This window comes from Chitinibacter sp. ZOR0017, from assembly GCF_000799095.1.
In the GTDB taxonomy this organism is placed as follows: domain Bacteria; phylum Pseudomonadota; class Gammaproteobacteria; order Burkholderiales; family Chitinibacteraceae; genus Chitinibacter; species Chitinibacter tainanensis.
The window spans coordinates 156,682-175,156 of the sequence record NZ_JTLG01000023.1; the positions used below are offsets into that span (position 1 = coordinate 156,682).

Here is an 18,475-nt window from a genome sequence, read left to right on the forward strand (position 1 = left end):
TGCTGGACGGACGGGGTTTCGCGGTGATCGGGCGCGCGGGGGTTGCAAGGGGCGGAGCAAGACCCGCCCCTTGCTCGTCCGGCGGCGAAACCGCCGGTTTACCGCCTGCGCCAGCAGGCTAACCAGCACCTGCAAGATCACTTTCAACTTGGTTTGGCAGCTATTCACCGCAGCAAATACCAGCGGCAGTATTGTGCTAAATTCATTGTCAGCCTTAGGTTTGGTGAATATACCCCTGCGGTGATTAACGTGAATCGCCCGTTGAGCCGCGCCGTTCGGGAGGCGGTTGGCAAGGCATGGCGTAGCTTGGCGGTTTTACCGCCTGCGCCAGCAGGCCATGCCACAATCGCCAAACCAGAAGGCCGCAAAACAAAAACCCCGCCATAGCGGGGTTTTCATCACAGCTAATCACACTCGATCAGCCGCCTACCGACAACAGTCGATCCAGCCATTTACTGGCAGTCAGCCGCTGCGACATGCTGCCGCGATACAGCATTTCCTCCAGCCGCTGGAAGGCTTCCGAGCGGGCCCCGGCTTCGATCAGTTCGGCGATTTCTTTCAGCGCCGGGTCATCCGAATTAAACCCGCTACTGGGGGCACGCGGCGCGGCGGCGGGGCTGGCGGCGGGCGTACTGGCAATCGGTGCGGCCACCTCAAGTGGGGTCACAATGTCTTCGATCACCGGCTGCAACTCCACTTCATCCAGCGTTTCAACCGCATCGATTGAGATTTCGATTTCTTCGGCGTCGGGCTGCTCGGCCATTGGGCTGGCGCTGAGCTCACTCAAGGCCGATTCGTGCACCGAATCGAGTGCCAGGCCTTCGCTGTGGCTGCGATACACCAGCTCGGGGTTGAAAATGGTATCGCGATCGAGCTGGCTAGCCTGCCCTTCTTCCCACGTCCAGCCGCTGGGCTCATCCAGCGTTGGCGCGGGCGCTTCATCCGCGACTGCGGCGCTGCCGGCGGCCTGCATGGCGCTGGCAAAGGCTTGCTCTTGCTGCTGATTTTGCGGGGCTAGCAGCATCGGCTCAGCCGGCTCTAGGTTTTGATACAAGGGGTTGGAAGGATCGAGCTGGCGGCCCATATCCTGCACATTGCGCCACATGCCATCGCTGGAAAATTGCAGGCGGAAAGCCACGGCTTTTTCCTGAAATTCATCGGCCAAGCCATTGCGTTGGAAGATTTCAAATAGCTTCATCCACAGCGCCAGCGCAGTGGGGTATTGCTGGATTTCGTGATTAAGCAGATTGATCGCCTGCGGCACCAGGCCATGATCAAGCAGCAACTGGGCTTCTTCGGTGACATTGCCGGGCGAGACGACATCCATATCGGCATCGTGCCACTCTTCGCGAGCTTCGCGATGAATCGGCGTGGCGATTTCGCGTGTATCTAGCCCGCCAGAAGTGAGGGTATGACGCGGCGCGTTAGTCTCGTATTGGTTTTGCGCCAGATACGTGGTGGAAATCGGGATAGCCGTGTATAGCTCTTGCTCATCTTGCCGCCGGCCTTGCCAATAGCGCCATGCCAGCCACAGCGCCGGCACGCACACTAGCCCCAGCAGAGCCCAAACCCAATCACCGAGCGGCGAGCTGCCGCCCTCGGCATCCGGCTCGGTGCTGGCGGGCTTGGCTTTAAGATGAGCCAGCTGTTTTTCCAGATCGGCAATCTGGTATTTCAGCTGCAGCATTTGCGCGGCCTGTTCGTCCGACTCGAGCGACAGCAGTTGCTCTCGCAATTGCAGGGTTTGTTCGGGCGTGAGGGTGTTTTGCCGCTGGGTATCCAGTTGCGGCATCGATAGGCGCAGGCGGAATTCGCCGCTGCCGCTATTATTCGGCGCGGGTACGTTGTCGCCATCCAGCGTCAGCCGATCCGCAGGCGGATTGGCCGGTAAGGCAGGGAGTGGCAACGGCGCCAAGCGCATCGCTTCGAGCGGGCGCGGCGCTGGCGCGGCGGCAGGCTTGCTCAGGTTAACGCCCGGCGGCAGCTGAATACGCCAGTCTCCGGTCAGCCGCGCCGTAGTGCTTTGCGGCAGATCGGGGTTTAGCTCATAAATACCAGCCACCAGCGCTTGCTGGCGGGCTTTATCATTGGGGTAATAGCTGGCGGCGATTTTGGCGACCGAATCGCCCTCTTCACTCAGCCAAGCCGTGCCCAGCGGCGGCAGTTTGCGGCGGCTGGTGGCAGGCTTAGTGGCCGGCGTGCTCTGGCCAATGGCTGGCAAATTGGGTCGGTATTCGGGCGGATCGAGCATGATGCGGTAATCACGCTGAAATACCCGCTCATCTTCACCGGGGCATTTTACTTTGATGGCCAGCGTTACCAGCGGCTCGTTTAGCGTGTCTTCGCCGCGAATCAGCAGGCGGCCACCACCGGCTTCATATTGGTACACCAGCCGTGCGCGGCGCAATACGCCGCTGGCTTGCTCATCTTGCGGGCTAACCAGCCGAAAACAAGCCGCGCTCAGCTCTTCATCATCGGCTGCGGCGACTGTCACCACCGCATTAAAGCGATCACCCAATGCCGAACGCACCTGGATCTCACCAAGCATGGCGGCCAGGGCTGGTTGGGCTAGGCCCGCTGTCAGCCAAATCCACAGTCCGGCCCGCAGGGCAAACTGTGGCATGGAAGTTAAAATCATAGATCCCGCAGCGCTAGGTTTACTTCACGATGTCCAGGTGCTCAAGACCCGACAGCACATCGCGTTTTTTGGCATCCGAGCCGTTCAGCTTGATCTGCAGTCGCAAATCATTCACCGAGTCGGCATTGCGCAATGCATCTTCATACGTGATCCGGCCACCTTCAAACAGATCAAACAGCGACTGATCGAAGGTTTGCATGCCCAGCTCACGCGATTTCTTCATGATTTCTTTGATCTCGTGCACTTCGCCTTTGAAGATCAATTCAGAGATCAATGGTGAATTGAGCATGACCTCCACCGCCGCCACCCGGCCTTTGCCCGAGGCATGCGGAATCAAGCGCTGCGACACAAAGGCTTTCAAGTTCAGCGACAGATCCATCAACAGCTGCTGGCGACGCTCTTCGGGGAAGAAGTTGATAATCCGGTCCAGCGCCTGATTGGATGAGTTGGCGTGCAAGGTGGCCATACACAAGTGGCCGGTTTCGGCGAAGGCAATAGCGTAATCCATGGTTTCGCGGTCGCGAATCTCACCGATCAAAATCACATCGGGAGCTTGGCGCAGCGTGTTTTTCAGCGCGGCCATCCACGAATCGGTATCCACTCCCACTTCACGCTGGGTAATGATCGAGTTTTTATGCTCATGCACGTATTCGATTGGATCTTCAATCGTGATGATGTGATCGTAAGCATTGTCATTGCGGTGCCCAATCATCGCAGCCAGTGAAGTCGATTTACCCGAACCGGTACCGCCGACAAAAATCACCAAGCCGCGCTTGGTCATCGCGATGTCTTCCAGCACCGGCGGCAGATTTAGCTCAGCCAGTTTTGGAATTTCCGAGTTAATTGTCCGCAGCACCATGCCGACCCGGCCTTGCTGCATAAAGGCATTCACCCGAAAGCGGCCCATATTGCCGGGGCTGATCGCGAAATTACACTCTTTATTGGCCTCAAAATCTTCGGCCTGCCGATCATTCATGATCGCCCGCGCCAGCTCTTTGGTGTGCTGCGCACTGAGCTGCTGATTGGAGACTGGCGTTACCCGGCCATCGATTTTCATTGCCGGCGGAAAATCCACGGTGATGAACAGGTCGGATGCATTCTTGGCGCGCATATGGCGCAGCAAGTCATGCATAAATTTGGCGGCTTGTTCTTTTTCCATCTTGCATCTACCTAGCGGGCTTAGCCTTTGAAGTTATCCGGGATCGCGGCTTTATTGCGCGCTTCGCCCACCGAAACAATATTGCGCTGGACGAGGTTTTGCAGGCACTGATCCAGCGTTTGCATGCCAAATTGCGACCCCGTCTGGATCGCCGAATACATTTGCGCGATTTTGTTTTCGCGAATCAGGTTACGAATCGCCGGAATCCCGATCATGATTTCATGCGCCGCCACCCGACCGGTGCCGTCTTTGGTTTTTAGCAGCGTTTGCGAAATTACCGCGCGCAACGATTCGGACAGCATCGCCCGCACCATTTCTTTTTCTGCAGCGGGGAATACGTCCACAACCCGGTCGATGGTTTTTGCCGCCGAGCTCGTGTGCAGGGTACCAAACACCAAGTGGCCGGTTTCCGCCGCGGTGAGCGCCAAGCGAATGGTTTCCAGATCACGCATCTCGCCCACCAGAATCACATCCGGGTCTTCCCGCAGGGCGCTGCGCAGCGCATTGGAGAACGACATGGTGTGTGGGCCGACTTCACGCTGGTTGACCAGGCATTTTTTGGATTGGTGCACAAACTCGATCGGGTCTTCCACAGTCAGGATGTGGCCGTATTCATTGTCGTTGATGAAGTTGATCATCCCCGCCAGGGTGGTGGATTTACCCGAGCCAGTGGGGCCGGTCACCAGCACCAGCCCGCGCGGGTTCATGGCGATATCTTGGAAAACTTTCGGGGCGTTGAGCTCTTCCAGCGTCAGTACTTTGGAAGGAATCGTCCGGAACACGGCGCCAGCACCGCGATTTTGCACAAAGGCATTCACCCGGAAACGCGCGAGATTAGGGATCTCGAAGGAGAAATCACACTCCAGCGTGTCTTCGTAAATTTTGCGCTGGCCGTCGTTCATGATGTCGTACACCATGTCGTGCACATCTTTGTGATCCATCGGCGGCAAATTAATCCGCCGGACATCACCATGCACGCGAATCATAGGCGGCAAGCCGGCTGATAAATGCAGATCGGAAGCCTTATTCTTAACTGAAAACGCTAAGAGTTCTGAAATTTCCATTTATAATTCTTCCTCTCATCCATTCGCGACAGCCCCGCGTAGCCCGTATTTATTAGGCTAGCGGCGTTTGAGCCTGACAAAATTCTGTTCATTATGGCAACGTTATTTGAAGCATGGCAAGGCGTACAGAGCCGGATCGACGCTGCGAGCACGGCCTGCGGTCGAAAAGCGACAGAAATCACTTTATTGGCGGTGAGTAAAACCTTTCCAGCCGCCGATGTGCGCGCGCTGTACGCGGCAGGCCAGCGCGCATTTGGTGAAAATTATGCGCAAGAGTTACAGCAAAAACACGCCGAGCTCAGCGATTGCCCGGAGCTGATCTGGCACTTTATCGGCCCGCTGCAAAGCAATAAAACCCGCATGGTGGCCGAATGTGCAGCCTGGGTGCATAGCATTGAACGCCTGAAGATTGCAGAACGCTTGAGCCAGCAGCGCCCGGCGCAGCTGCTGCCGCTGCAACTTTGCCTGCAGGTAAATGTCTCTGGGGAGGCCAGTAAATCCGGCGTCAGCCCCGAGGAATTACTGCCGCTGGCGCAAGCCATCAGCCAGTTGCCACGAGTACAACTGCGCGGGCTGATGTGCATCCCCGAGGCAACGCTGGATACAGTAAAGCTCGCCAAACAGTTTGAAATGCTGAAACAATGTCAGCTTATGCTGCAAGCGCACGGCCTCGCGCTGGACACCCTTTCGATGGGCATGTCAGGCGATATGGATCTGGCAATTGCGCATGGCTCAACTTTAGTTCGGGTTGGCACCGCCATTTTTGGCACCCGCCACTACCCAACACAGGAAGCGGAATGACTATTACCTTTATCGGTGGCGGCAATATGGCCACCGCCATGATCGGCGGCATGTTAAGCCAAGGCTTTAGCAGCCAAGACATCCACGTCATCGAACCGGATGCCGGCAAACGCGCCGAGCTGACCCAACAATACGGCATCAGCACCTCGGCCCCGGGCGAGGCCTTTCCAGCGAGCGAAGCGGTGCTGTTTGCGGTGAAACCACAGCAGTTTAAAGCGGTGACCGCCGAAGTATTGCCACATCTGGGTAATGCCTTGGTGATCTCGATAGCTGCGGGCATTCGCGTAGATACCCTCTCTCGGTTCCTGCAGGGACACAGCAGAATCATTCGCGTGATGCCCAATACCCCCGCCTTGGTGCAAGCCGGCATTTCTGGCGTGTATGCCAGCGAAGCCGTGAGCGAAGCCGATCGCGCCCTCACCAGCCGCATTCTGGCCTCGATTGGCGAACAGGTGTGGGTTGAGGAAGAAAGCCAGATTGATGGCATTACCGCCATTTCTGGCAGTGGCCCCGCGTATATTTTCTATTTTATGGAAGCGCTGCAAGCCGCCGCACGGGCGCAAGGCTTTAGCCCCGATATTGCGCACAAGCTCGCCTATCAAACCTTTGCCGGGGCAGTGAAACTCGCGCTCAATAGTGACGATGATGCGGGCACCTTGCAGCAAAAAGTCACCTCCAAAGGCGGCACCACCGAGCGGGCGATCAAAGCACTGGAAACCAGCCAGGTGCGCTCGACCATTATTGCCGCCGCAGCGGCAGCGGCTGCGCGTTCGCGCGAGCTGGGCGAAGAGCTCGGCCGCGACATCGAGCCCTAAGCCCCGGCCCGGGAGAGACCTATGCTGACAGGCATTCTGGATTTTCTAATCCGCAATTTGCTGGAATTTCTGATTCTGCTGTTGCTGGCGCGGTTTTATCTGCAAGCAGCGCAAGTGTCGTTCCGCCATCCGCTGGGGCAGTTTGTGCTGGCACTGACCAACTGGCTGGTATTGCCCGTACGCAAGCTCATTCCGCCCTTTAAAGGCTACGACAGCACCAGCTTGGTCATGGCGTGGGTAACGGCGCTGGTGATGCATGCGCTGCTGTTGGCGATTACGCCCTGGCCGTTTGATTTCTCGGCCGCCGGCTCGCTGATTGCACTGGGGCTCACGGCCACGCTAGAGCTGATCAAAATGTCGCTGTATCTGTTATTTGCGGCAGTGATCGGGCAAGTGCTGATGAGCTGGTTGTCGCCGTACAACCCGCTGATGCCCACACTGACTGGCCTGACGGCGCCGTTTTTGCGGCCGATACAGAAAATCATTCCACCGATTGGTGGGATTGATATTTCACCGATGGTGCTGATTTTGCTGATTCAGCTGATTTTGAATGTGGTCATCTCCCAGCTGGAAGTGATCATCTTGCAAGGCGTGCAGATCATCGGCTAAAGCAGCCGCACAGCAGACAAAAAACCGCAGCTGGGCTGCGGTTTTTTTATTTCGATCGCGCCTATTGCGGCTGGGTGACGGGATGTTGATTACGCCCTCTTCCCTTGCCAGCGCTAGCACTGGAGGCGAGGCCGCTGGCCGGCCAGATCGCGACTTCAAAATATACCCGACCGGGTATTACCTGGCAAAGCAGGACCAATAAAGCTTACTCGCCAATACGGCGCTGATGTGGATCAGCCTGCGGATCTACGCGGCGATATTCGCCGTCAATCACGCCCTCTTCGCGCGCAGCAGTCGGGCGCGCTTGAAACGGCACGCCTTGCCGGCCCCACGGCAGTAGCAGCGCAATCGCAATCACATCCCCCAGCAGGCCTGGAATAATCAGCAGCACCGCTGCGATATAATAGCGGGCCACGCTGAGCAGACTATGCCAGCCGATCTGGCCACTGCGCAGATCATTCATCAGCGTCAGGGCCACGCCCAGGCGCTGGTGGCGTAACATCAGGACGCCAGCGGCAAAACTGGCCAGCACAACCAACAAGGTTGCCAGCCCGCCGATTTGGTCGGCGAGCCAGATCAGTGACATGATTTCCAGAAACGGATAAGCCAGCACGCTGGCCAGGATAAAATACGGCATGAATGCTCCTTCAGAATCGCTGGTAGTATGGTGTAATTGCCCCGACGAGGCCAGCGCCACCACTTTGGCGCAGGGCCTGCTAGCCGGTCGGCTGGCTGCTTGTGTGAACTTACTGCCTTCGGTAAAGTCCATCTACCACTGGCATGATGGTGTCGAAACCAGCCTAGAAGTTCCGCTGATGATTAAAACCACCCGCGCAACTTACCCAGCCCTGGAGGCTTGGCTATTGGCCCATCATCCCTATGAAATTCCCGAGATTATTGCCCTGCCCATCGTGGCTGGCAGCGCCAGTTATCTCGCATGGTTGGCACAGGAAACGCAATAAACGATGCTGCACCGCTGGTTACTTACCCTAATGACATGGGCCTGCTTGGGCCTGATTTCAATCACCGCCCAAGCCAGTAGCGACTTTTTACCGCCCGAGCAGGCGTTTAAACCGTCGATTGTGAAAATTAACGACAACACGGTAGAAATCCGCTTCGCGATTGCGCCCAAGTACTACCTCTATCGCGACCGTATCTCGATCAGCGCCAATGGTCATCAGCTCTCCACGCAGATACCCCAGGGCGAAATCAAAGACGACCCCAGCTTTGGCAAAGTGGCGGTGTTTCATAATGCGCTGATTGTGCGCGTAAGCAGCAATCAGCCAATTGCCGACCAGCAACCGTTCAATATCAAATTTCAGGGTTGCGCCGAAGCAGGCATCTGCTACCCGCCGCAAACGCAAATCCTGCAGCCGGGGCAAAGCAGTAAGCCCCCAGCCATCAAACAACTTTTCGGCCAAAGCAGCCCCACCGACACCGCCCCCGAACCTGACTACTTCGGGGGTAGTTTTTTGGGCACGCTGGGGGTGTTTTTCCTCGCCGGGATTGGCTTAGCGCTCACCGCCTGTATGTACCCGCTGATCCCGATTGTGTCCGGTATCGTGATCGGCGGGCCGCAGCGTGGCCGCTGGCATGCCTTTGGCCTCACCTTCGTCTATGTGCAGGGGATGGCGATTTCCTACACCGCCATCGGGCTGGCGGCGGCAGCCACCGGCACTTTGCTGGTGGTGGCGCTGCAGCAGCCATGGGTAATTGCGCTGTTTGCGCTGTTTTTCGTACTGATGGCCTTGTCTATGTTCGGGCTATTTAGCCTGCAACTACCAGCGGGCTGGCAAAGCCGCCTGAATGAACTCTCAATGCGCCTGCCCGGCGGGCAATGGCTATCAGTATTGCTGATGGGTCTACTGTCAGCGCTGATTATTGGCCCCTGCATCGCGCCACCGCTGGCGGCAGCCTTGGCCTATATCGGCCAGAGCGGCGATTTAATGCTGGGTGGCAGCGCGCTATACATGATGGCACTGGGGCTGGGCCTGCCGCTGCTGGCGATCGGGGCGTTTGGCTCCACCGTGTTACCACGCCTCTCCGGGCGCGTGATGCAGGGTGTGAAAATCGTGTTCGGTATCGGCATGCTGGCGATGGCGGTATGGATTGCCCGCCCGCTCTGGAGCCCCTATCTGCCCGCCAGCACCACCGCTCATGCTTTAACCATGCAAACCGTGCGCAGCAGCGCCGAGCTCGATCGCGCGCTCCAAGCTGCGCGGGGCAAGCCGGTGATGGTGGATTTTTATGCCGACTGGTGTGTGGCCTGCATCGAATTTGAGCGCGAAACCCTGAGCCAGCCTGAGGTACAAGCAGCCTTGGCTGATTATCAGCTCATCCGCGTGGATGTCACCGCCAATAGTCCAGCCGACGCTGAGCTACTGGCGCGCTACAAGCTCTATGGGCCGCCGGCACTGATTTTTTATGATCGCGCCGGGCAAGAGCTGCCGCGCAGGGTGATTGGTTTTCAAGCCCCAAGCGCCTTCCTGGCCACTTTACACAGTCTGCCCTAACCCCACGCCGGGTGGCGCGGCGCCCCCGGCCAAACTGACACAGCGAGCACCATATGCGTTTCACTCACCGTCTGACTCTTTGGCTGGCAGCCAGTTTGCTAACCGGTCTGAGCTACGCCAGCGACCCGCTCTGGGCGCTTAAATTGCCCGATCCACAAGGCAAAAGCCAGGCCCTGCAGCAATGGCAAGGCAAGCCGGTGATCGTGAATTACTGGGCCACCTGGTGCGGCCCCTGCCGGCAGGAAATGCCGGAAATGGTGGCTCTGCAAAAGCAATACGCCGGCAAGATTCAGTTTATCGGGATCGCGATTGATGAGCCGCAACCTGTGGCGCAGTTTGCCAAGCAGCTCAAAGTGAACTACCCGATCCTGATCGGCGGCGATAGCGCGATGCAACTAATGCGCCAGCAAGGCAACGCCATGGGCGGGCTGCCATTTACCGTGTTTTTTGATGGCAAAGGCCAGCGGGTGCACCAGCATTTAGGCAAAATCAGCCACGCGCAACTGGAAGAGCAGATCAAGCGCCTGCTGAACGCACGCTAATCGCCGTACGCGGCTAAAGCGCAGAAAAAGAAAAAGCGCCCCATGGGGCGCTTGGCATACTCTGGCGGGGTATTGCCCGCCAAACCAGCAGAAATACTAGAATCCGCAGAATACATCCCGCATCATCGCCACTACCACCAGCGTGCGAATATCGCCCACCCGGTAGTACACGCGATTAGCGTCTTTGCGCGTACGCAAAACGCCTTTTTCGCGCATCAGCGCCAAATGCTGGGAGATATTGGATTGGGTGGTACCCACCCGTTCCACAATATCCTGCACACTGACTTCCTGATCAGCCAGCACGCACAGAATCTTTAGCCGCAGCGGGTGCGACATCGCTTTCATCGCCCGTGACGCCTGGTCGATGTGCTCATCATCCATTTCTTCAATCGAATCAATCATCGTGAATTCTTTTTATTGGTATTGTTGGCGGGCAGACTTGAGCCGTATCAGCATAATGCCAAATAGCGGCGAGATTACCTTCGCTTGAGTTAGAATACTAACCGTGTTTGAAATCTATTCGCAACCACCAGACAGCTGAGTATTTTAGCAAGGTCACTGCGAATCACCATAGGACTTTGTCATGTCGCAACAGATTACTCCGGTATTACTACTTATTCTTGACGGCTTTGGCTACCGCACCGGCGGAGATGACAATGCCATTTTGCACGCCCGCAAACACCATTTCGATCGCCTGTTTAGCCAATACCCTTTCACCACCATCAATGCCTCTGAGCAATTCGTGGGGCTGCCGGCTGGCCAGTTTGGTAATTCGGAAGTGGGCCACCTGAATATTGGCGCCGGCCGCATCGTGCAACAGGATATCAGCCGCATCGACTGTGATGTGGCCGACAAAACCATCGGCAACAATCCGGTGTTCAAACAAGCCATCGACACAGCCAAAGCCAATGGCAAAGCCCTACACATCATGGGCCTGATGTCGGATGGTGGCGTACATAGCCATGAAAACCACGTTTTCGGCATCATCGAAGCCGCCGCCCAAGCCGGTGTCAGCGACATCCGCGTGCATGCCTTCCTTGATGGCCGCGATACACCACCGCGCAGCGCCGAAGTGTATCTGCAACGTCTGCAAACCGTTTGTGATGCCAATGGCGCCAAAATCGCCGGTATCGTAGGCCGCTACTGGGCGATGGATCGCGATAACCGCTGGGAGCGCGTTGAGCCCGCCTACAAACTGCTGGTGGATGGGGTGGGCCTGTACGCCGCCGACACCGCGCTGGAAGGCCTGAAAGACGCCTACGCCCGCGATGAAAACGACGAATTTGTATCGGCCACCGTGATTGGCACTCCCACCCAGATGGCTGATGGCGATGCGGTAATCTTTATGAATTTCCGTGCCGACCGCGCGCGTCAGATCACCACTGCGCTGACCAAGGCCGATTTTAATGGTTTTGAGCATCCACAACGCCAGCCGCAACTGGCCTTCTTCTGCTCGGCCACCGATTACGGCTCGGCCTACAGCCACCCAGTGGCCTACACCAAAGAAAAAGTGAAAAACAGCTTTGGTGAATACATTGCCGGTCTGGGGCTGAAACAACTGCGGATCGCCGAAACCGAGAAATACCCGCACGTTACGTATTTCCTCTCCGGTGGTGAAGAAAAAGAATTCGCCGGTGAAGACCGCATTCTGGTGCCATCACCCAAAGTGGCGACTTACGATCTAAAACCCGAAATGTCGGCCCAGGAAGTCACCGACAAATTGGTGGATGCGATCAACAGCAAGCAATACGCCGCCATCATTTGTAACTACGCCAACGGCGATATGGTCGGCCACAGCGGTATTTTCGCCGCGGCGGTGAAAGCGGTCGAAGCGCTGGATGAGTGCGTAGGCCGCGTGGTGAGCGCGCAATTGGCTGCCGGGGGTGAAGTACTGATCACCGCCGACCACGGCAACTGCGAAATGATGTTCGATAAAGAATCAGGCCAGGCGCACACCCAGCACACCACCGACCTGGTGCCGTTCTGCTACATCGGCCGTCCAGCCCGCCTGTCACCGGGCGGCGCGCTGAAAGACATCGCCCCATCGCTCTTGGCGATGATGGGTCTGTCTCAGCCTGAGGAAATGACGGGTCAATCGCTGATCAATTTCCTGTAAAAAGTCGTAATTGGGTTTAGCGAACACGGCGAATCAAGTAAAGTTATGCACTCGTAGCCTCCCTGACGGATCAACCGGTGCCACGACGTTTACTTGTTTCGCTGTTTTTTTTGCTCGCCACCCCGTTCGGGTTCGCGGCGGCTAAGCCGAGCCCAACCCCTAGCCAGAATGCGGTCAAAGACCGTGCGGCCAAACAGGCCGAGCTGAAAGACCTGCGTGGGCAGATTCAGCAACTGCAAAGACAGCTCACCGCCAATGAGTCATCGCGCAACGAAGCGGCCGATGCGCTCAAAGATTCCGAGCAGGCCATCTCCGAAGCCAATCGCGTCTTGCGTGAGCTAGCCCAACAGCGCGAGCTCACCAGCAATGAGCTGGCACGCCTCGAGGCCGACATTGCCCGCACCCGCACGCACATTCGCGCCAGCCAAGATCGGCTGGGCCAGCTGTTGGCCAGTCGCTACAAAACCGGCCAGCTCGAAGCCTGGCGACTGCTGCTGAACCAAAAAGACCCCAACCAAGTCAGCCGTGATCTGACTTATTACAAACACCTCGCTCGTGCGCAACAGGCACTGGCCAAACAGCTGGAAACCCAGCTGGGTGAGCTTAACCAGCTGGCGGAAGAAATCCGCCAGAAAAACGCCGAGCTGCAAGACATTGCCCGCAATAAGCAACAACAACGCGCCCTGCTGGTGAACGAACAGCAAGAAAAACAGGCGGTGGTCAGCAAGTTATCTAAGCAGATTGCCGTGCAGCGCGACCAGATTGAAAAACTGGCGGCTGATGAAAAACGCCTTACCGCGCTGACCGAACGCCTGAATGCCATCATTCGCCAGCAGGAAGCCGAGCGCGCCCGCCAGCTCGCCAAACAACGCGAAGAAGCGAAAAAACGCGCCGAGGCGCAAGCCAAGGCCAAAGCCGAACGCGCAGCACGCCAGGCCAAGAAAGAGCAAGCCGCCAAAGCCGCCGGTAAACCGATCCCAACGCCCGAACCCGAGCCGAAAGAAGAAAGCGGCAAAACCAATGAAGTCTTACCTGATCCGGCCCAGGCTGGTAGTAATTTTGCCGCGCTCAAGGGCAAGCTAGCCCTACCCGCCCGTGGCACGGTGATTGGCCGCTTTGGTGCACCACGTGGTGAAGGTGGCACCTGGAAAGGGGTGATGATCAAAGCCAATAACGGCCAAACCGTGCATGCGGTGGCCACCGGCCGGGTGGTGTTTGCCGACTGGCTGCGTGGCTTTGGCAATCTGCTGATTATTGACCATGGCGGTGGCTATATGAGCCTGTACGGCGGCAATGAAAGCCTGCTGAAACGGGTGGGCGATAGCGTTAAACCCGCCGATGTGATTGCTACCGTGGGCAACAGCGGTGGCATGGCAGAATCTGGCGTATACTTTGAAATCCGCTACAACAGCCGACCTCTGGACCCGCAACAGTGGGCCAAATAAACCCGAGACCACAGGAAAAAACAGGGATGTCCAACAAGCCATACAGCCGCTGGCAAAAAATCAGCCTTCTGGCGGCCGGTGCCGGCCTCGGCGCCGTACTGAGTTTGTCGTATAACGCCGTTGCCAATAAAGAAGCCGGCGGCAATCCACTGCCGATCGACGAGCTGCGCGCTTTCTCGACCGTGTTTGGCCTGATTAAACAAAGCTATGTCGAACCCGTTGAAGATAAAAAGCTGATCAACGAAGCGATTAAAGGCATGGTGACCGGGCTGGATCCACATTCCAGCTATCTGGATGAAGAAGCCTTCAAAGATCTGAAAGAAAGCACCCAGGGCGAATTTGGCGGGCTGGGGCTGGAAGTGAATATGGAAGACGGGCTGGTGCGCATCGTGTCGCCGATCGAAGACACCCCGGCCTTTCGCGCAGGCATCAAAGCCGGCGACTACATCATGAAAATCGATGACGCACAGGTGCAAGGCATGGCCTTGAACGAAGCGGTATCGAAAATGCGCGGCAAACCGGGCACCAGCGTGACGCTCACGATTCTGCGTAAAGGCGAATCCAAACCGCTGGTGATCAGCCTGAAACGCGCCATTATCAAAACCCAAAGCGTGAAATCCAAGCTGGCAGAGCCGGGCTATGGCTACATCCGCGTGACCCAATTCCAGGAAAAGACCACCGAAAACCTCGCACTAGCTATCAATGAGCTGTACAAGGAAAACAAAGCGCCGCTGAAAGGCTTAGTGCTGGATCTACGCAATGATCCGGGCGGCTTGCTGGATGGCGCAGTCGGTGTGTCTGCAGCCTTCCTGCCTAAAGACGTACTGGTGGTGTACACCGAGGGTCGCACCCCGGATGCAAAAATCCGCCTGACGGCCAATCCACAGTTCTATCAGCGCGATGCCGGCAAAGATTATTTCAAAAACACCCCGAAAGAAGTCAAAACCGTACCGCTGGTGGTGCTGGTGAATGGCGGCTCGGCCTCGGCGTCGGAAATCGTGGCCGGTGCTCTGCAAGACCACAAACGCGCACTGGTGGTCGGCACGCAAACCTTTGGTAAAGGCTCGGTGCAGACGATTCTGCCGATCGATGCCAAGAGCGCGCTCAAGCTCACCACCGCTCGCTACTTCACGCCAAATGGCCGCTCAATTCAGGCCAAAGGCATCACCCCGGATATCGTGGTGGAAGACGCAACGCTGAATGGCAAAGAAGACAATGCCTTCCGCCTGCGCGAAGCGGATCTGGGCCGCCATCTGGATAACCCAACCGACAAAGATGCCGGCAAGGCCACCCCAAGCCCAGCTGCCGCACCGAAAGCGACGCCAAAACCGGCAGCAAAAGCGGCCAGCAGCAGCGAGAGCGAAGAAAATCCGCGCGAGTTGGCGTCTAAATCAGACTATCAGTTGCAGCAAGCCCTGAATGTACTGAAAGTGCAGCAGCTGTTGCTGAATAAACCTGCTAGCAAGTAATCTGCACCAACCCACTCACACCCCTGCATACCCTGCAGGGGTGTTTTCATTTCAGGTATATCTATCAAGCGTGCCAGTCATATACCCCCTGCCCAGCTCAACGTAGCCCACCACAGCACGACAGGTGCGAAAAAAAGGCTGCGAACCAATCCGAAAAGCGTTAATCTAAATCGACGATAAGGCTTATCGAGTGGGGGAAAAATGAAAACCAACGCTAACGATATCAAACATCGGGATATTGTATTCACGGCGCTGCCGCTGGATCAGGCCAGCCAAGCCATGCGCCTGCTCAATCGCCTTGAGGGCATTCAGTGTCAGGCACATCCCGAGCAGCACAAAATCTCGCTGCAATACAATCTGAACCAGCATCGGCTGGTCGATCTGGAAGAGCGCCTGCAAGCGGCCGGCTTTCATCTGGACAACAGCATTTTGCAGAAAATTCTGCGGGCGCTCGCGCATTACAGCGAAGAAGTGCATCACGATAATCAGCACATCCCCGAACACAATGTAAAAAGCCGCGATGTCTACGCCAAAGTGTGGGAAAACCACCCACATGGCGATCACGACGATACGCCAGAAGAACTGCGCCGCTATCTCTAGCCGCCGCACACCGCCAGCCCACACTGGCCAGCACCGCCAAAGCCCGCCTAACGCGGGCTTTTTCTTGTTGGGGTTTCCCTCTGCAGCCTGACTCAGCGCAAGCCGCCCGCCAGTGCACGCGGTATACTGCGCAGATTGCCATCGATTGAGCTTACCCATGTCTGTTTGCCCTACCCGCGCGGCCCACGTAGAGCTGGATGATCAAGGCCTGTTGCGCTATAGCCGGCATATTTTGCTCGATGAGCTGGGCGTCGAGGGGCAAGAACGTATTTGCGGCGCGCATGTGCTGGTGATTGGCGCGGGCGGGCTGGGCTCACCGGTGGCCTTGTATCTGGCCAGCGCCGGCGTGGGTACACTCACCATTGTGGATGACGATGTGGTGGATCTCACCAACCTGCAGCGACAAATCGTGCACACCGAAGCCCGGGTGGGGCAGAACAAAGCCTATTCGGCTCAGCAAACCTTGCAAGCGCTCAATCCACAAGTACAGGTGCATGCGCTCGCCGAACGCGCCACGCCTGCGCGGCTGGCTGAGCTGGTGGCTGCAGCCGATGTGGTACTCGATTGCTGCGACAATTTCAGCACCCGCCATGCCGTGAATCGCGCCTGTGTGGCGGCGGGCAAACCGCTAGTATCCGGTGCTGCCGTGCAATTTAGTGGCCAGCTCACCACCTTTGCGCTGCACGAAGCCGATGCGCCCTGCTATCACTGCCTTTTTGCCGAAGAAGGCGAAGACAGCGATAGCCCCTGCGCTACTTTTGGCGTTTTTGCTCCCCTGGTCGGCATCATCGGCACGGCGCAAGCCGCCGAAGCGTTGAAACTCTTAAGCGGTTGCGGCGAAATCCTGCGCGGTCGCTTGCAGCTCTACGACGCCAGCAGCGCCCGCTGGAAGGAAATGAAATACCAGCGTGATCCAGCCTGCCCAGTCTGCGCTCAGCGCCATGCTGGAGCTGGCCGATGAATCACCCCAGCGACAAGCCCCGCCGCCGCCCCACGATGCAAGATGTGGCCGAGCGGGTCGGCACCTCCAAAATGACCATCAGCCGCTATTTGCGCTCGCCCGATCTGGTGGCCACCGCCACCGCAGAGCGGATCGCCGCGGTGATGGCCGAGCTCGGTTATATCCCCAGCCGGGTACCGGAAATGCTGGCCAACGATCGCAGCCGCGCCATCGGCGTGCTGCTGCCATCGATTTCCAATCAGGTATTTTCTGCGGTAGCGCATGGCATCGAGGCCATCACCACGCCGGCGGGTTACCATGTTTTGTACGGCCACTATGGCTACGACCCCGCCGAAGAAGCCCGCCAGGTTGAGCAGCTCTTGTCATTTCACATCGACGGCATTTTGCTCTCGGAGGCCCAGCACTTGGAGCGCACGCGCCAAATGCTGGCCGTCGCCGGTATTCCGGTGGTGGAAATGATGGATTTGCCGCCCGATCCCATCGATCAAGCGGTTGGCCTCGATCATCGGGCGGCCGCCGAGGCCATGGTGCAGGCGATGCTGGCCAGCGGCAAACGCCAAATCTGCTATCTGGCCGCCCGGCTCGATTCGCGCACCCAATTGCGCGCCGAGGGCTACCGCGCGGCGATGCAGGCCGCGGGCCTGCCCAGCCAGATTATCCAGACGGATCGGCCCTCCAGTTTTAGCTTGGGAGGCGAATTGTTACGCGAAGCACAGCGCCAATATCCGCAGCTAGATGGCCTATTTTGCACCAATGATGACATCGCCGCCGGCGCCCTGCTGGCGGCGCAAGCGCAAGGCCTTAAGATCCCCACCGAGCTTGCAATTGCCGGCGTTAATCAACTGGATATTGGCCAGGCCCTGCAACCGCGGCTGGCCAGTATCGTTACCCCACGCCGCCGAATCGGCGAACTAGCCGCCGAGCGGCTTTTGGCGCGGATCAACGGTGAAACTTTTTCCGCCCAAGTACAAGATGTGGGTTATGTGCTGGATATGGGCGGTAGCGTCTAACCACATACCCCTACTCTGTATAACCATCAAATCCAATCAATAAAAAGATTTGGTAGCAATACCTCGCATCATGCCAAATAGTAGTTTGCGCTAGATCAGATTTTTCACCGATTTCTTACTTGTATGTACTTCTCCCTATTGCCACTACAAATCGGCAACGGCAGAATGTTACCCATAACATGTTATCGGTAACAAACCGATGGGGGTCGATATGTCTTCACCACGTATTTATGTTTTGATGGGGGTCTCGGGCTGCGGTAAATCTGCCGTCGCGGCCCAGCTGGCGCACAATCTGCAAGCCGCCTTGCTCGATGGCGACTTTCTGCATCCGCGTGCCAATATCAACAAAATGGCGGCTGGCCAGCCGCTGAATGATGCCGATCGCGCGCCTTGGCTGGCGGCCATTAACGACGCAGCCTTTGCCATGCAGCGCACCAATACGCTGTCCTTTATTGTGTGCTCGGCACTGAAAAAGCAATATCGTGATCAATTGCGCGCGGGCAATCCCAATCTGCGCTTTGTCTTTCTGCACGGCCCGTTTGAAGTGATTGCCGAGCGCCTTGCTGCGCGCCAAGGCCATTTCCAGAAAACCGGCATGCTCGAATCGCAATTTGCCACCTTGGAAGTGCCCGGTGCCGATGAAGCCGATGTACTCCACATCGACATTACGCCCACCCTAGCTGAAGTGGTGGCCGCCGCCCAAGAGGCGATTGTTGCACAAGGAGAAGCCTGA

The 18,475-nt window shown here is 57.4% G+C and carries 18 protein-coding genes; 13 read left to right on the forward strand and 5 right to left on the reverse strand.

Annotated features, from left to right (window positions below; all coding sequences use genetic code 11):
* Window positions 1–418: 418 nt before the first annotated feature.
* From L991_RS09625 to L991_RS09635, 3 genes are read right to left on the reverse strand one after another with little or no spacing between them, the layout of a single operon-like run.
* Window positions 419–2,638: a FimV family protein gene (locus tag L991_RS09625; RefSeq protein ID WP_047394591.1), complete on the reverse strand. Its 2,220-nt coding sequence runs from the start codon at window positions 2,636–2,638 to the stop codon at window positions 419–421.
* 19 nt (window positions 2,639–2,657) lie between these two features.
* Window positions 2,658–3,797 (reverse strand): PilT/PilU family type 4a pilus ATPase, encoded by a 1,140-nt coding sequence (locus tag L991_RS09630; protein ID WP_047394594.1) that lies wholly within the window; start codon window positions 3,795–3,797, stop codon window positions 2,658–2,660.
* A gap of 20 nt (window positions 3,798–3,817) precedes the next feature.
* Window positions 3,818–4,861 (reverse strand): type IV pilus twitching motility protein PilT, encoded by a 1,044-nt coding sequence (locus L991_RS09635; protein WP_028448502.1) that lies wholly within the window; start codon window positions 4,859–4,861, stop codon window positions 3,818–3,820.
* Window positions 4,862–4,954: 93 nt separating this feature from the next.
* On the opposite strand from L991_RS09635, the gene L991_RS09640 reads away from it, so the two are divergent.
* The 3 genes from L991_RS09640 to L991_RS09650 are packed head-to-tail and all read left to right on the forward strand — an operon-like array spanning window position 4,955 to window position 7,086.
* Window positions 4,955–5,662, forward strand: a complete 708-nt coding sequence (locus L991_RS09640; protein WP_047394597.1) for a YggS family pyridoxal phosphate-dependent enzyme — start codon at window positions 4,955–4,957, stop codon at window positions 5,660–5,662.
* On the forward strand, window positions 5,659–6,477 hold the full coding sequence (proC, locus tag L991_RS09645; protein ID WP_047394600.1) for a pyrroline-5-carboxylate reductase: 819 nt from the start codon (window positions 5,659–5,661) through the stop codon (window positions 6,475–6,477). The genes L991_RS09640 and proC overlap by 4 nt, the downstream gene beginning before the upstream one ends.
* Window positions 6,478–6,498: 21 nt before the next feature.
* Window positions 6,499–7,086: a YggT family protein gene (locus L991_RS09650; RefSeq protein ID WP_047394602.1), complete on the forward strand. Its 588-nt coding sequence runs from the start codon at window positions 6,499–6,501 to the stop codon at window positions 7,084–7,086.
* Between the two features lie 205 nt (window positions 7,087–7,291).
* On the opposite strand, the gene L991_RS09655 is transcribed toward L991_RS09650, so the two are convergent.
* The gene (locus L991_RS09655; RefSeq protein ID WP_047394605.1) at window positions 7,292–7,723 is read right to left on the reverse strand and encodes an FxsA family protein; all 432 of its coding nucleotides are present in this window, start codon (window positions 7,721–7,723) and stop codon (window positions 7,292–7,294) included.
* On the opposite strand from L991_RS09655, the gene cutA reads away from it, so the two are divergent.
* The 3 genes from cutA to L991_RS09670 are packed head-to-tail and all read left to right on the forward strand — an operon-like array spanning window position 7,722 to window position 10,141.
* The gene (gene cutA / locus L991_RS09660; protein WP_047394608.1) at window positions 7,722–8,048 is read left to right on the forward strand and encodes a divalent-cation tolerance protein CutA; all 327 of its coding nucleotides are present in this window, start codon (window positions 7,722–7,724) and stop codon (window positions 8,046–8,048) included. The two genes, L991_RS09655 and cutA, sit on opposite strands and share 2 nt — an antisense overlap.
* A gap of 3 nt (window positions 8,049–8,051) precedes the next feature.
* Complete coding sequence (gene dsbD / locus L991_RS09665; RefSeq protein WP_047394611.1) at window positions 8,052–9,599, forward strand: protein-disulfide reductase DsbD; 1,548 nt, start codon at window positions 8,052–8,054, stop codon at window positions 9,597–9,599.
* A gap of 53 nt (window positions 9,600–9,652) precedes the next feature.
* Window positions 9,653–10,141, forward strand: a complete 489-nt coding sequence (locus tag L991_RS09670) for a TlpA disulfide reductase family protein (RefSeq protein WP_028448496.1) — start codon at window positions 9,653–9,655, stop codon at window positions 10,139–10,141.
* A 96-nt stretch (window positions 10,142–10,237) separates the two neighbouring features.
* On the opposite strand, the gene L991_RS09675 is transcribed toward L991_RS09670, so the two are convergent.
* Window positions 10,238–10,543, reverse strand: a complete 306-nt coding sequence (locus L991_RS09675; RefSeq protein WP_034618574.1) for a metalloregulator ArsR/SmtB family transcription factor — start codon at window positions 10,541–10,543, stop codon at window positions 10,238–10,240.
* Window positions 10,544–10,724: 181 nt separating this feature from the next.
* On the opposite strand from L991_RS09675, the gene gpmI reads away from it, so the two are divergent.
* From gpmI to gntK, 7 genes are all read left to right on the forward strand, one after another.
* Window positions 10,725–12,257 (forward strand): 2,3-bisphosphoglycerate-independent phosphoglycerate mutase, encoded by a 1,533-nt coding sequence (gene gpmI / locus L991_RS09680; protein ID WP_028448494.1) that lies wholly within the window; start codon window positions 10,725–10,727, stop codon window positions 12,255–12,257.
* 77 nt (window positions 12,258–12,334) lie between these two features.
* Window positions 12,335–13,702 (forward strand): murein hydrolase activator EnvC, encoded by a 1,368-nt coding sequence (locus L991_RS09685; RefSeq protein ID WP_052190787.1) that lies wholly within the window; start codon window positions 12,335–12,337, stop codon window positions 13,700–13,702.
* A gap of 26 nt (window positions 13,703–13,728) precedes the next feature.
* The gene (locus L991_RS09690; protein WP_047394614.1) at window positions 13,729–15,171 is read left to right on the forward strand and encodes a S41 family peptidase; all 1,443 of its coding nucleotides are present in this window, start codon (window positions 13,729–13,731) and stop codon (window positions 15,169–15,171) included.
* 201 nt (window positions 15,172–15,372) lie between these two features.
* The gene (locus L991_RS09695) at window positions 15,373–15,771 is read left to right on the forward strand and encodes a hypothetical protein (protein ID WP_047394616.1); all 399 of its coding nucleotides are present in this window, start codon (window positions 15,373–15,375) and stop codon (window positions 15,769–15,771) included.
* Between the two features lie 157 nt (window positions 15,772–15,928).
* Window positions 15,929–16,732, forward strand: a complete 804-nt coding sequence (locus L991_RS09700) for a HesA/MoeB/ThiF family protein (RefSeq protein WP_197053857.1) — start codon at window positions 15,929–15,931, stop codon at window positions 16,730–16,732.
* Window positions 16,729–17,742, forward strand: coding sequence for a substrate-binding domain-containing protein (locus tag L991_RS09705; RefSeq protein WP_028448490.1), 1,014 nt, complete (start codon window positions 16,729–16,731; stop codon window positions 17,740–17,742). Before L991_RS09700 ends, L991_RS09705 begins: the two co-directional genes overlap by 4 nt.
* Window positions 17,743–17,953: 211 nt before the next feature.
* Complete coding sequence (gene gntK / locus L991_RS09710) at window positions 17,954–18,475, forward strand: gluconokinase (protein WP_081986619.1); 522 nt, start codon at window positions 17,954–17,956, stop codon at window positions 18,473–18,475.

What these genes read in the sequence shown, in the direction of transcription:
- L991_RS09670 (WP_028448496.1), top strand. Translation starts at nt 9,653, where the DNA reads ATGCGTTTCACTCACCGTCTGACTCTTTGGCTGGCAGCCAGTTTGCTA.
- gntK (WP_081986619.1), top strand. Translation starts at nt 17,954, where the DNA reads ATGTCTTCACCACGTATTTATGTTTTGATGGGGGTCTCGGGCTGCGGT.
- gpmI (WP_028448494.1), top strand. Translation starts at nt 10,725, where the DNA reads ATGTCGCAACAGATTACTCCGGTATTACTACTTATTCTTGACGGCTTT.
- dsbD (WP_047394611.1), top strand. Translation starts at nt 8,052, where the DNA reads ATGCTGCACCGCTGGTTACTTACCCTAATGACATGGGCCTGCTTGGGC.
- L991_RS09675 (WP_034618574.1), bottom strand. Translation starts at nt 10,543, where the DNA reads ATGATTGATTCGATTGAAGAAATGGATGATGAGCACATCGACCAGGCG.
- L991_RS09690 (WP_047394614.1), top strand. Translation starts at nt 13,729, where the DNA reads ATGTCCAACAAGCCATACAGCCGCTGGCAAAAAATCAGCCTTCTGGCG.
- L991_RS09650 (WP_047394602.1), top strand. Translation starts at nt 6,499, where the DNA reads ATGCTGACAGGCATTCTGGATTTTCTAATCCGCAATTTGCTGGAATTT.
- L991_RS09695 (WP_047394616.1), top strand. Translation starts at nt 15,373, where the DNA reads ATGAAAACCAACGCTAACGATATCAAACATCGGGATATTGTATTCACG.
- L991_RS09625 (WP_047394591.1), bottom strand. Translation starts at nt 2,638, where the DNA reads ATGATTTTAACTTCCATGCCACAGTTTGCCCTGCGGGCCGGACTGTGG.
- L991_RS09705 (WP_028448490.1), top strand. Translation starts at nt 16,729, where the DNA reads ATGAATCACCCCAGCGACAAGCCCCGCCGCCGCCCCACGATGCAAGAT.
- proC (WP_047394600.1), top strand. Translation starts at nt 5,659, where the DNA reads ATGACTATTACCTTTATCGGTGGCGGCAATATGGCCACCGCCATGATC.
- L991_RS09700 (WP_197053857.1), top strand. Translation starts at nt 15,929, where the DNA reads ATGTCTGTTTGCCCTACCCGCGCGGCCCACGTAGAGCTGGATGATCAA.
- L991_RS09655 (WP_047394605.1), bottom strand. Translation starts at nt 7,723, where the DNA reads ATGCCGTATTTTATCCTGGCCAGCGTGCTGGCTTATCCGTTTCTGGAA.
- cutA (WP_047394608.1), top strand. Translation starts at nt 7,722, where the DNA reads ATGAATGCTCCTTCAGAATCGCTGGTAGTATGGTGTAATTGCCCCGAC.
- L991_RS09630 (WP_047394594.1), bottom strand. Translation starts at nt 3,797, where the DNA reads ATGGAAAAAGAACAAGCCGCCAAATTTATGCATGACTTGCTGCGCCAT.
- L991_RS09635 (WP_028448502.1), bottom strand. Translation starts at nt 4,861, where the DNA reads ATGGAAATTTCAGAACTCTTAGCGTTTTCAGTTAAGAATAAGGCTTCC.
- L991_RS09640 (WP_047394597.1), top strand. Translation starts at nt 4,955, where the DNA reads ATGGCAACGTTATTTGAAGCATGGCAAGGCGTACAGAGCCGGATCGAC.